This is a genomic window from Trueperella bernardiae, from assembly GCF_001469025.1.
GTDB classification, from domain to species: Bacteria; Actinomycetota; Actinomycetes; order Actinomycetales; family Actinomycetaceae; genus Trueperella; species Trueperella bernardiae.
The window spans coordinates 146,107-158,668 of the sequence record NZ_LNIZ01000005.1 but is presented as its reverse complement, the minus strand read 5'-3'; the positions used below and the strand labels follow the sequence as shown (position 1 = coordinate 158,668).

At 67.6% G+C, this 12,562-nt stretch carries 10 protein-coding genes and 1 pseudogene; 2 read left to right on the top strand and 9 right to left on the bottom strand.

The annotated features are described in order from the left end of the window. Positions 1-89: 89 nt before the first annotated feature. From AQZ59_RS06400 to argC, 6 genes are read right to left on the bottom strand one after another with little or no spacing between them, the layout of a single operon-like run. Positions 90-1,325 carry an argininosuccinate synthase gene (locus AQZ59_RS06400; protein ID WP_062613839.1) on the bottom strand — a complete coding sequence of 412 codons (1,236 nt, stop codon included), beginning with the start codon at positions 1,323-1,325 and terminating at the stop codon, positions 90-92. Between the two features lie 11 nt (positions 1,326-1,336). Further along, positions 1,337-1,834 (bottom strand): arginine repressor, encoded by a 498-nt coding sequence (locus AQZ59_RS09695; RefSeq protein ID WP_308802793.1) that lies wholly within the window; start codon positions 1,832-1,834, stop codon positions 1,337-1,339. After that, positions 1,831-2,970 (bottom strand): acetylornithine transaminase, encoded by a 1,140-nt coding sequence (locus AQZ59_RS06390; RefSeq protein WP_068538998.1) that lies wholly within the window; start codon positions 2,968-2,970, stop codon positions 1,831-1,833. Before AQZ59_RS06390 ends, AQZ59_RS09695 begins: the two co-directional genes overlap by 4 nt. After that, positions 2,967-3,896, bottom strand: coding sequence for an acetylglutamate kinase (argB, locus tag AQZ59_RS06385; protein ID WP_201783166.1), 930 nt, complete (start codon positions 3,894-3,896; stop codon positions 2,967-2,969). The genes AQZ59_RS06390 and argB overlap by 4 nt, the downstream gene beginning before the upstream one ends. Further along, entirely contained in the window at positions 3,893-5,080 is a 1,188-nt protein-coding gene (gene argJ, locus AQZ59_RS06380) for a bifunctional glutamate N-acetyltransferase/amino-acid acetyltransferase ArgJ (protein ID WP_062613837.1), read from the bottom strand. Before argJ ends, argB begins: the two co-directional genes overlap by 4 nt. Then, the gene (argC, locus tag AQZ59_RS06375) at positions 5,077-6,120 is read right to left on the bottom strand and encodes an N-acetyl-gamma-glutamyl-phosphate reductase (RefSeq protein WP_062613836.1); all 1,044 of its coding nucleotides are present in this window, start codon (positions 6,118-6,120) and stop codon (positions 5,077-5,079) included. Before argC ends, argJ begins: the two co-directional genes overlap by 4 nt. A gap of 134 nt (positions 6,121-6,254) precedes the next feature. Between argC and AQZ59_RS09185 the strand changes: the two are divergent. Beyond that, positions 6,255-7,210, top strand: a pseudogene (locus AQZ59_RS09185) (sugar-binding transcriptional regulator). After that, entirely contained in the window at positions 7,211-8,272 is a 1,062-nt protein-coding gene (locus AQZ59_RS06360; RefSeq protein ID WP_062613833.1) for an NAD(P)H-dependent glycerol-3-phosphate dehydrogenase, read from the top strand. On the opposite strand, the gene ybaK is transcribed toward AQZ59_RS06360, so the two are convergent. The 3 genes from ybaK to pheS form a co-directional block, all read right to left on the bottom strand. Then, a complete protein-coding gene (gene ybaK / locus AQZ59_RS06355; RefSeq protein ID WP_062613832.1) occupies positions 8,273-8,758 on the bottom strand; it encodes a Cys-tRNA(Pro) deacylase in 486 nt (161 codons plus the stop codon). Positions 8,759-8,820: 62 nt separating this feature from the next. After that, a complete protein-coding gene (gene pheT / locus AQZ59_RS06350; protein WP_062613831.1) occupies positions 8,821-11,397 on the bottom strand; it encodes a phenylalanine--tRNA ligase subunit beta in 2,577 nt (858 codons plus the stop codon). Next, a complete protein-coding gene (gene pheS, locus AQZ59_RS06345) occupies positions 11,397-12,485 on the bottom strand; it encodes a phenylalanine--tRNA ligase subunit alpha (RefSeq protein ID WP_062613830.1) in 1,089 nt (362 codons plus the stop codon). Before pheS ends, pheT begins: the two co-directional genes overlap by 1 nt. Positions 12,486-12,562: the final 77 nt, after the last annotated feature.

Genomic DNA, 12,562 nt, shown 5'->3' with positions numbered 1-12,562 from the left:
TGCGCGCCCATCCTCCACCCCACTGCCACGCCGTAGCGGGGGCAACAAAAGTGGCGCGGTCTCCCGCGCCACTTTCGCCCCCGTTTCACTTAGGAGAGGCTGAGCTTCGGCATCGCCTCGCCCTTGCCGAACTTCACGTCGCGCGCTGCGGCCAGCTGGGTGGTGAGGCCGGTTAGCGCGATGAAGCCGCGGGCGTGCGACTGGTTGAACGTGTCGCCCTGGTCGTAGGTGGCCAGGTTGAAGTCGTACAGCGAGGTATCCGAGCGGCGGCCCGTCACCACGGCGCGCCCGCCGTGTAGGACCATCCGGATGTCGCCCGACACATACTCCTGGGTGTCCTTGATGAACGCGTCAAGCGAGCGCTTGAGCGGGGAGAACCACTGGCCCTCGTAGACGAGCTCCGACCAGCGCAGGCCCACGCGCTCCTTGAAGCGCGCCTGCTCGCGGTCCATCGTCACGCGCTCGAGCTCGCGGTGAGCCGTGATGAGCGCCACCGCACCCGGCGCCTCGTAGATCTCGCGCGACTTGATGCCGACCATGCGGTCCTCAACGATGTCGATCCGGCCGATGCCCTGGGCGCCCGCGCGGGCGTTCATCTCCTCGATCGCCTGCAGCGGGGTGACGTCCCGGCCGTCGATCTGCACCGGGATGCCCTTCTCGAAGGTAATCACGACCTCGTCCGGAAGCGGCGGGTAGGCCGGGTCATCGGTGTAGTTATAAACGTCCTTCGTGGGCGCGTTCCACAGGTCCTCGAGGTAGCCGGTCTCGATCGCGCGGCCCCACACGTTCTGGTCGATGGAGAACGGGTTGGACTTCGTGGTCTCGATCGGTAGGTTGTGCTTCTCGGCGTAGTTGATCGCGAACTCGCGGGTGAGCGCCAGGTCGCGTACGGGCGAGAGACACTTCATGTCCGGGGCGAGCGAAGTGATGCCGTTCTCGAAGCGCACCTGGTCATTGCCCTTGCCGGTACAGCCGTGGGCCACGGTCTCCGCGCCGAACTGGCGGGCCGCCGTGACCAGGTGCTTAACAATCAGCGGGCGGGACAGCGCCGACACGAGTGGGTAGGCCTCCATGTACAGGCCGTTGGCCTGCAGGTCGAGCATGCAGTAGTCCTCGGCAAACTCATCGCGGGCGTCAGCCACGTAGGCCTCCACGGCACCGCAGTCGAGGGCTCGCTGGCGGACCACCTCCAGATCCTCGCCGCCCTGCCCGACGTCGACCGCCACCGTGACGACCTCCGCCCCGGTCTGCTCGGCGATCCAGCCGATCGCCACCGAGGTGTCGAGCCCGCCTGAGTATGCGAGGACTACGCGTTCCTTTGCCATGATGAACCTTTCTAGTTATTTGAGGAAGAGTGGGCGATGTCGATGAGGTGGCTCAGCAGCTCGTCGGCACGTTTGGTGGATTCAGTAATGATGAGCACGGTGTCATCACCCGCGATACAGCCGAGCACGCCGTCGAGCACAGCGCGATCCAGCGCCGAGGCCAGTAGTTGGGCCGCCCCGGGCGGGGTGCGAAGGACGATCTGGTTACCGGCCGACTTGGCCGACACCATGACCTCGCGCGCCCAGCGCTCCAGGTGGAAGCCCGCGGGTGCGTCAGCCTCTCCGGCCACCCCGGGGCTGGGGATCTTGTAGTAGCGCCCGCCGGCGCCGTCGGGAACCTTGCGTGCCTGCAACTCGTCGAGGTCTCGCGAGAGCGTAGCCTGGGTGACGATGATGCCTTCGTCGGCCAGCAGCGCCCGCAACTCGGCCTGCGAGCCGATGGGCTGGGATTCGACCATCGTGATGATGCGGGCGAGCCGGGCCGCCTTGGTCACCATGGTTCCTGTCACGAGTGTGTCTCCATTTCTTCGATGAAAGGTGCCAATTCATCTTGCGTGATGATGAGCGGCGGCGCCAGCCGGATCGTGGTGGCGTTCGGCGCGTTGACGATGAAGCCCTTCTCCAGCAGTTCCGTCTGGAGAGCCGGGGCGTTTTCGACGACGACGCCGAGCAGCAGTCCCGCCCCGCGCACCTCGAAGCCCCGCGCCTCGAGATGGCCGCGCAGCCACTCCCCGGTAGCCCGTACGTGCTCGAAGAGCCCCGCCACTTCGCCCACCACGGCGTTCGCCGCCGCACACGCCAGCGGGTTGCCGCCAAACGTGGTGCCGTGGCTACCGGGGGTAAGCAGGCGCCCGGTCTTTTCAATTCCGACGACGGCACCGATCGGCACGCCCCCGCCCAGGCCCTTCGCCATCGTGATGACGTCGGCCTTGACGATGCCCGAATGAGCGAACCAGCGCCCGGTACGGCCCACGCCGGTCTGGACCTCGTCCACCACGAGCAGGGCCCCGAAGCGTTCGGCGAGCGCGCGGGCGCGGCGCAGGAAGTCACCCTCGAGGGGAACCACGCCGGCCTCGCCCTGGATGGTCTCGACGAAAATGGCGGCCACGTCGTCGTCGAAAGCGGCCTCGAGGGCCTCGATCGTGGGATCGATGAAGAGGACGTTCCCTCCGAGTGGCTCGAAGGGCTCACGGATCGCGGGCTTGTGCGTGATCGACAGGGCGCCGAGCGTGCGGCCATGGAAGCCGCCCTTGAGCGCGATGATCGTGCCGCGCGGCTTGTGCAGGCGGGCCATCTTGATTGCGGCCTCGTTCGCCTCGGCGCCCGAGTTGCAGAAGAAGACGCGGGCTGAGGCGCCCACGTAGCCGTCGTCGGACAGCATGCGCTGGATAGCGCCGGCCAGCTCGAGTTGCGGGGCCGTGGCGAAGAAGTTCGACACGTGAGTGGCCTTGCCCGCCTGCTCGGTGAGCGCGCGGGTGATGGCGGGGTGAGCGTAGCCGAGGGCGTTGACGGCGATACCAGCGAGCAGGTCGAGGTAGCGCTTGCCCTCCTCGTCAAAGACGTAGACGCCCTCGCCACGGTCGATGACCAGCTGCGGATCGCCGAAGGCGTTCATCATCCGCTGGGGATACAGGTCGCGATTCACTTGGCCTCCTTCTGGCCCACCACACCGCGCGGGGCAGCGGCCGTGACCTGGGTGCCGATGCCGGCGTTGGTAAAGATCTCGAGCAGGATGGAATGAGCCATCCGCCCGTCAATGATATGCGCCTTGGGCACGCCGCGCTCCACCGCCTTCAGCGCTGCCTCCATCTTCGGCTTCATCCCCGAATCGAGGGAGGGCAGGAGGGCGCGCAGGTCGTCGGGGTGGATCTCGGACACGAGTGAGGACTTGTCCGGCCAGTCGAGGTAGAGGCCCTCCACATCGGTGAGGATGATGAGCTTATCCGCGCCGGCGGCGTCGGCGATCGCTCCCGCGGCCGTGTCGGCGTTGACGTTGAGCACGTCCTCGGGGTTGTCGACGTCGGTGGCCACGGTCGAGATGACGGGGATGTGTCCGGAGGCAAGCATGTGGTCGAGGGAGGCGACGTTGATGGAGACGATGTTGCCCACGTGCCCGATGTCGATCTTCTTGCCCCCGACCTCAGCCTTACGCCGACGCGCGGACAGCAAGCCCGCGTCCTCGCCCGAGAAGCCGATCGCGCGCGGCCCGTCCACGTTGAGCAGGGAGACCAGCTCGCGCTGGACCTGGCCGGTCAAAACCATGCGCACCACATTCATCGTCTCGCGGTCGGTCACGCGCAGCCCGCCGCGGAACTCGGATTGGATGCCCACGCGTTCGAGCATCGAGTTGATCTGCGGCCCGCCGCCGTGCACCACAATCGGGTACAGGCCAACTGAGTGCATGAAGAGGATGTCCTTGGCGAACGCCCGCTTGAGCTCGTCGTTGATCATGGCGTTGCCGCCGTACTTGACTACCACGCGGTGCCCTGCGAACTCGTTGATCCAGGGCAGGGCCTCGATGAGGATTTCGGCCTTCTGTTGGGCGCCGGCCAGGCGATTCAAGATGCTCATGTCGAATATGCCGAATTCTCGTGGACGTAGTCGTGCGTGAGGTCGTTGGTCCACAGCTCAACGACCTCCTCTCCAGCATGCAGGTCGATCTCGATCGCGACCTCCCGGTTCGAGGCCAGGTCCACCAGGGTCCGGTCCTCGCCCACACCCCCGGCCAGGCACACCTGCACGCCATTGAAATACACGTCCAGCGCGTCGGCGTCGTAGGGCGCCACGTCCGCAGGGACGGTGCCCACCTGGGCAATGACGCGCCCCCAGTTCGGGTCGTTGCCGAAAATCGCGGCCTTGAGCAGGTTCGAGCGGGACACGGCGCGGGCCACCGCGAGCCCGGCCTCCTGCGAGCTGGCACCGACCACGCGGATGAGCACGTCGTGCGAAGCGCCCTCGGCGTCCGCGATGAGCTTGCGCGCCAGCGACTGGGCCACCGCCGTAAGCTGCCCCGTGAAGTCCTCGGGCACGACGCCGGAGGCGCCGCTGGCGAGCAGGAGCACCGTGTCGTTCGTGGACATTGCCCCGTCGGAGTCGATCCGGTTAAACGACGCCGCCACCGCGGCCTCCAGTGCCTCCTGGGCTTGCGCATTGGTCAGCACCGCGTCGGTGGTGATGACGCAGATCATCGTGGCCATGCCCGGGGCGAGCATGCCCGCGCCCTTGGCCATCCCGCCAATCGTGTACGGCCCGGCGATACCGGCCTGTTTGCTGACCGTGTCGGTGGTGCAGATCGCCTCGGCGGCATCGGCTCCGGCGTCAGCGCTGAGGTGAGCCCCGGCATCGGCGATGCCCGCGAGCAGCTTGCTCATCGGCAAGCGCTCGCCGATGAGCCCGGTGGAGCACACTGCCACCTCCTCGGGCTCCCGCCCGAGCATGGCCGCGGTATGGCGGGCGGTGGTCACCGTGTCCTCGAAGCCGGGCTGGCCGGTGGCTGCGTTCGCACCGCCCGAGTTGATGACGGCGGCGGTCTGCGTGCCGCCTGCGATCTGCTTCATCCAACGCACGGGCGCGGCGTAGACGCGGTTGGAGGTGAGGACCATGGCCGAGGTCGGCTGCGGGCCGTCGTTGACGACGAGCGCGACGTCGCGCCCGGCGCTCTTCAGCCCCGCGCGCACGCCCGCCGCCCGGAAGCCCTGCGGGGCCGTGACGCCGAGGGGCTGGACGTCCGCGGCGGTGTCGGTAAAGAGAATCATGGCGCTACTCCAATCTGGGACAGGCCGGTTGTTTCGGGAAGGCCGAGGGCCAGATTCATCGACTGGGTGGCCGCCCCGGCGGTGCCCTTGACCAGATTGTCGATCGCGCAGATCGCGGTGATGCGCCGCGCGTCGGCGTCGAGCTCGGCGTGGACGAGCGCAAGGTTGGAGCCCGCCACGATGCCCGTGGAAGGCCAGTCGGGCGACCACGTGACGAAGGGCTCGTCGGCGTAGGCGCCCCGGTAGGCCTCGAGCACGCGCTCCGGGCTCACGCCCTCCACCGGGATCGAGACCGTGGCGAGGATGCCGCGCGACATCGGCACGAGGACGGGGGTGAAGGACAGGCTCACGGCCGGCGCGCCGGCCGTGATGAGGTTCTGCGCGATCTCTGGGATGTGGCGGTGGGTGCCGCCAACGGCGTAGGGCGTGGCCGACTCGATGGCCTCGGAGGCCAACAGGTGGGTTTTGGGCGACTTGCCCGCGCCCGAGTATCCCACTGAGAGGATCGCCACGATGTCCTCCCCGCTTGCCAGCCCGGCGGCGATCGCCGGCTGGGCGGCGAAGGTAACAGCCGAGGCGTTGCAGCCGGGGGCGGCGATGCGGCGCGTCGCGCAGAGCAGCTCGCGCTGGGTGAGCCCCGTGGCGCGGATGAGCTCGGGCATGCCGTACGTCCACGGCTCGGCCGCCTCCGAGTGGTAGTAGCGCTCCCAGGCCACCGGGTCGGTCAGCCGGTGGTCGGCGCCGAGGTCAATGATGAGGGCGTCCGGATTGATCTGCTCGATCTGTGCCGTGATCGCAGCCGACGCGCCGTGGGGAAGGCCGAGGACGACGACGTCGTGATCAGCGAGCACCTCCGCCTCAAGCGACTGGATCTCAAGGTGTCGCAATGGCCACAGGTGCCTCTGGTGCTCACCGAGCGTGCCGCGCGAGCTGTGTGCGGCGACGGTGGCGACCTTCATGTCAGGGTGTGCGGCGAGTACGCGCGCGACCTCGCCACCTGCATATCCGGTGACGCCAGCGATAGCAACAGAGTACGTCATACGTATAACTATACGCTCCGGCGCATTTTTCTCCACTGGCGTCCACTGTGAGAACAGACACCGAACCCAGTGCACTTAAGAGCCCTTTATGTAAAAGCCTACCCATATGAGTGGATTGTTGAGAAACTCAAGACATGAAGAAAGCAATGCCGCATTCGTCTCGCGATGACCTCATGTTCGAGGCCGCCTACCTCTACTACATGGAGGGCCTCACCCAACAGGCCATCGGCACACGCCTGGGATACACCCGCTGGACGATCGGCCGCCTCATCGACGAGGCACGCCAAACCGGGCTCGTCACCATCACGATCAACCACCCGCGCATCCAGACCCACCACCTCGAGATGCAAATCGCCGAGCAGCTGCGACTCAAGCGCGCGATCGTCGTGCCGTCGAAGAACGGCGATGGGCGCCAGGTGGTGGCCCGCGCCACCGCCCAGTTCCTCATGAGCCGCGCGCCCATCCGCTCCCTCGCCGTGGCCTGGGGGCGCACGATGACCGCGCTCGCCACCGCGCTGCCAGAGCACTGGTCACCCGGCATCCGCGTCTACCAAACGAACGGCGGGCCCACCCACCACGGCGACAACGAGGTCTCATCCTCCATCTCCGCCATGGCACGCAAGGCCCCCGGCACCGCGTTCACGCTCCCGGCCCCCACGATCATCGGCAACCCGGACCTCGGCCCGCAGCTCATGGCCGAACCCTCCATCACCGGATCTTCGAGGGCGCCGCCGGAGCGGACCTCGTCGTCTACTCCCCCGGCACGGTCTCCAAGGAGTCCGTGCTGGTCGAATCGGGATTCATCCCGGAAGAGACCATCGACATGCTGCGGCGCAAGGGCTCGGTGGGAGACATCCTCTCCCACTACGTCGACGCCGACGGGAACCCCATCTCCGCCCAGCTCGAACGGCGCACGATCGCCTACCCGCTACGCAACCTCGCCCAGGCCCACCTCTCGGTGGCGGTGGCCGGCGAGGTGGAGAAGGCGCCCGCCATGGTGGCGGCCGCCCGCGCCAAGCTTGCCCAAATATTCATTATCGACACCTACACGGCCGAGGCAATCTTGGCCTACACCTCGAAGGAGAACTAAATGGCAACCATCGCAATTCTCGGCGCCGGCATCATGGCCACCGCCCTCACCTTCCCGCTCACGGAGAACGGCCACAAGGTCAACCTCGTTGGCACCCATCTCGATCGTGACATCATCGAGTCGATCCAGACCACGGGCGTCCACCCCGACCTCGACCTCAAGGTCAACGACAAGGTGGTGGCTTACCAGCTCGAGGACGCCGAGGCCGCCTTCGAGGGCGCCGACGTGGCGATGTCCGGCGTCAACTCCTTCGGCGTGCGCTGGGCGGGCGAGCGCCTGGCCAAGCTGGTGAGGCCCGGCATGAAGGTCCTCAACGTCACCAAGGGCATGGAGGCCGACGACGACGGCACGCTCCACCTACTCCCGGACGTGCTGCGCTCCTACTTCGACGAGGACCTGGCCAACTCCGTGACCTGGAACGCTATTGTGGGCCCGTCGATCGCGGGCGAGGTGGCCGTCCACCACGACACGTGCGTCATCTTCGCCGGCGAGGACCAGGACTCGCTCGACTACCTGGCCGACCTGTTCCGCACGGACTACTACCACGTGTGGACCTCCACCGACTTCCGCGGGTGCGAGATCGGCGCCGCCACGAAGAACATCTACGCCTTCGCCGCCGGCCTCGGCGCCGGGCTCCTGCGCAAGGAAGGCAAGCAGGATGACCGCTACGTGCGCTTCAACTACAACGCGGCCGTGTTCGGCCAGGGCCAGACCGAGCTTCGCCAGTTCATGACCCTGCTTGGCGGCAAGCCCGAGACGGCCGACGGCCTGGCGGGCGTGGGCGACATGTATGTCACCTCCGCCGGCGGACGCAACGTCAAGGCGGGCACGTTCGTGGGCGAGGGCGTCCCGTTCTCCGAGGTGCGCGACTCACTGATGAAGGGCGTGACTCTCGAGGGCGTCCAGGCGATCCGCGTGATCGGCGGCGCGCTTGAGCCGCTCACCGAGCGCGGCGTGATCAAGCCCGAGGACTTCCCACTATGCCGCTACCTCTACCAGATCATCGAGAAGGATGCCCCGCTCGACATGCCGTGGGAGAAGTTCTTCGGCGGCATGAAGTAATCAGGTGCCAATCGGCGCAAATTGCGCCCGCGTGAGCCCGGCCAGATCAGCCGGGCTCATTGCTACCGACAGGGTGCGCTTGCCCGCCGAGACGACGAAGCGATCCAAAGTCTGCGCCGAGGAATCGATCCACGTGGGCAACTGGCGGTTCTGCCCGAGCGGCGAGATCCCGCCCGTGACGTACCCGGTGAGTTTTTCGGCGTCGTGCGGAGCAATCATCGCAGCGGACTTGCCGCCCGCGGCCTTCGCCAGCGCCTTGAGGCTCAACCGCCCCGACGCGGGCACAACGGCGACCACGGGGTGGCCATCCACACTCACCATGAGCGTCTTGAAGATCATGTGCGGGTCAATCCCGAGCACGCGCGAGGTGTCGAGCGCGTAACCGCCGTCCATCTGCTCCGAGTGCTCGTATTCGATGAGCTCGTAGTCCACGCCGGTCCGGTTCAGGGCCTGGAGCGCCCGGGTTGCACCTTTGTTCTTCGCCATAACACCATCCTATGGGCGCGGGCCCTGCCGAGTGGCAGGGCCCGCGTGTCGGTCAACCGCAATCACATCCGTAGCTGCGCATCGAATGCCTTCTTCGCGGCCTTGATCACCCGGTTGCGCACCTGGGAGATCTCCTCAGCAGGCAGGGTGTGATCCCCGCGGAAGCGGAGGGCGAAGGCGAGGGACTTCTTACCCTCGTCGATCTGATCGCCGGTGTAAACGTCGAAGAGGCGGATCTCCTCAAGGATCTCCCCCGCCGCCTCGGCCAGCACCTTTTCCACCTCCGCGGCCGTCACCTGCTCATCGACAACGAGGGCGAAGTCCTCCTTGGCCACCGGATGGGTGAAGACGGGCGCCACCGCGATCGGATCACCGCCGCGCGCCTCGATGAGCGCATCCAGGTCGAATTCGAAGGCCACCGTGCGGGCGGGCAGCTCGAAGGCCTTGCACACGCGCGGGTCCAGCTCGCCCGCATACCCGATCACGGCCCCGCCCACGGCGAGCTCGGCACACCGGCCCGGGTGGAATGGCGCGTACTCGGCATTCGCGACCCCGAGCGTGAGATCGATCGTGCGGGCGGCGGTCTTGACCGCCTCCACCGCGTCGCGCCAGTTCCAGGTCTGGGCCGGCAGATCCGCCGCAGCCTGGGTGACCGCCGGGATCGCCACGCCCGCCACGTGATGCGGCTGGGGCGGGATCGAGGCGAGGAGCGCCTCCAGCGCCTCGGGATCGGGCCGCTTACCCACGCCCGGATTCGCCGCCAGCGCAATGCCGGTGGGCCGCGTGACAACCCCGGCCTCGAACACCGCCACGGTCGGGTTGCCGCGCGCCACGTTCATGCGCGCAGTCTCCAACAACGAATCAAGGAGCGAGGTGCGCATGTAAGGAGCCTCCTCCTGCAGCGGGTTGGCCAGCCGGATCGCGAGCCGGCGATCGTCGTCGTCAGCAATGCCCTGCTTCGCAAACGCCTCGGCGGAGACGAACGGGTAGGACAGCACCTCGGTCCAGCCGGCCTCGGCGAGCGCACGGCTAATGTCGCGGCGGTGGCGCTGGGCCGGGCGCAGGCCCGCACCTGCGGGTGCGGCCGGCAACCAGGACGGGATCTCGTCATAGCCCACCAGCCGGGCCACTTCCTCGACCAGGTGCGCCGGGCCCGTGAGGTCCGGTCGCCACGTGGGCGGGGTGACCAACAGGGCGTCGTCGCCCGACACGGCGCAACCGATCTGCTCGAGGATCTCCACGATCCGCTCGCGGCCGAGGTCAAGGCCCGTGAGGCGGGCGACCTCGAAGATGTCGAAGGTGAGCAGCTCGGGCAGAGTAGTCTGATCGTAATCCGAGTTCGCCTCATCGATCCTCCCGCCGCCGAACTCCACGAGGAGCTCGGCCACGCGCTGGGCGGCAACGCCGGCCACCCGCGGGTCCACGCCACGCTCGAAACGCTTGGAGGCCTCCGAGGGCAACTTATGCTTGCGGGCCATTCGCGCCACGGAGACGGGATCGAAGTGGGCCGCCTCGATGAGGACGTTCGTGGTCGCATCCGTGATCTCCGTGTCCAGGCCGCCCATCGTGCCGGCCAGGCCGATCACGCGCGCCCCGCGCCCGCCCTCGGAATCGGTAATGAGCAGATCGTCCCCGCCGAGCGCGCGCTCCACGCCGTCCAGCGTGACAAGGGTTTCGCCGTCGTTGGCCCGCCGCACCACGATCGGGGCCACGAGCGTGTCGAGGTCGTAGGCGTGTAGCGGCTGGCCGAGGTCGAGCATGACGTAGTTAGTCACGTCCACCGCCAGCGAGATCGAGCGCATGCCCGCAGCCAACAGACGCTCCCGCATCCACGCCGGCGAGGCGGCCTGCGGTTTGATCCCCCGCACGATGCGCGTAACGAAGCGGTCACAGCCCGGAACGCCGTGGATCGGCGCCGCGTCGTCCACCTCCACCAGGAAGCCGTCCTCCGTGGGTGTCGGCAGCGGGGCGGAAAGGTTTTCCTCGAGCCCCAGGTCGGTGAAGCGGGCGCCCGTGGAGTGGGCGAACTCGCGGGCCACGCCGCGCATGGCGAAGCAGTAGCCGCGGTCCGGGGTCACGTTGATCTCCAGCACCTCGCCGGCGAGGCCAAGGTAGTCGAGCACGTCCTCACCCACCGCCGGGATGCCGCGCTCGGCGGCCTCCTCCGGGCTGGAGGCGAGCACGATAATGCCGTCGTGATCCTCGCCCAGGCCCAGCTCGGCCTTCGAGCAGATCATGCCGTCCGAGACGTGCCCGTACGTCTTACGCGCCGCGATGCGGAAATCACCCGGCAATACGGCGCCCGGAAGCGAGACCACCACGTAATCGCCCTCGACGAAGTTGTGAGCGCCGCAAATAATGCCGCGCGAGGCCAGTTCCGAGGGCTCCTTGCCCTCGCCCGGGGCGTCGTTATGCGCGCCCACATCCACGCGGCAGTAGTTGATGAGCTTGCCGTTCTTCTGCTCGTTCTTCTCCAGCGTCAGCACGCGCCCGACGACAATCGGCCCGGTCACGTCCGGGCGGTGGATTTCCTCTTCCTCCAGGCCCACACGCACCAGGTCAGCTGCGAGCTGCTCGGCCGTGAGGCCGGCCGGGACCTCAACGTGGTCGGAGAGCCAATCAATATCGATCCTCGGCATTAGTTGCCCCTTCCGGTCGCGGCGAACTGGGCGGAGAAGCGCACGTCGCCCTCCACCATGTCGCGCATGTCGTCGATGGAGTTGCGCAGCATGAGCGTGCGCTCGATGCCCATGCCGAAGGCGAAGCCCGTGTAGAGGTCCGGGTCAATACCCGCGTTGCGCAGCACCTCCGGGTTGACCATGCCGCAGCCACCCCACTCGATCCAGCCCGGGCCGCCCTTCTTCTGCGGGAACCACAGGTCCATCTCCGCGCTCGGCTCGGTGAACGGGAAGAACGACGGGCGCAGGCGCGTGCGCGCCTCCGGGCCGAACATGCCCTTGGCGAAGTGATCGAGCGTGCCCTTGAGATGCTCCATCGTCAGACCCTTGTCCACCGCCAGGCCCTCGATCTGGTGGAAGACCGGGGTGTGGGTGGCATCGAGGGCATCGGTGCGGAAGACCTTGCCCGGGCACACCACGTAGATCGGCGGCTCACCGCGGTCCAGCATGACGTGGGACTGCACCGGCGAGGTGTGCGTGCGCAGCACCAGACCCGTAGCATCCGCCACCTTCTCCTCGCCGGCCGCTCCCACGCGCTCCACGCTGCGCACATAGAACGTGTCCTGCATCTGGCGTGCCGGATGATCCGGGCCGAAGTTCAGCGCGTCGAAGTTAAACCACTCGTTTTCCACCTCGGGGCCCTCGGCCACCTCCCAGCCCATGGCCACGAAGAGGTCGCAGATGTCCTCCATGAGCACGGGCAGCGGGTGGCGGGCACCCAGCGGCGCGCGCCTGGTCGGCACCGTGACGTCCACGCGCTCCTCGCGCAGCACGCGCTCCTGGTCGGCCGCCTCCAGACGCGCGGCCGCCACGGCCAACGCCGCCTGAATGTCTTTGCGGGCCGCGCCCATGAGCTTGCCGGCCACCGGCTTGTCGGCCTTATCCAGGTTGCGAATCTGCATATTCGCGTGCGTGATCGGCGCGTTGTCTCCGCTGTGGGCCAGGCGCGCCGCCTTCAATTCATCGAGGCTCGACGCACGTGCGAATGCGTCTCGCGCATCGGCCACCGCCTGCGCGATCCCGGCCTCGTCGAGTGGACTGAGAGTCATGTCTACCTTTCCTTGCCCCCGCAGGCGCGGGTTTACGCTCCAAGTCTAATCATTGAGCCAGCCCGGGGCGATTTCGG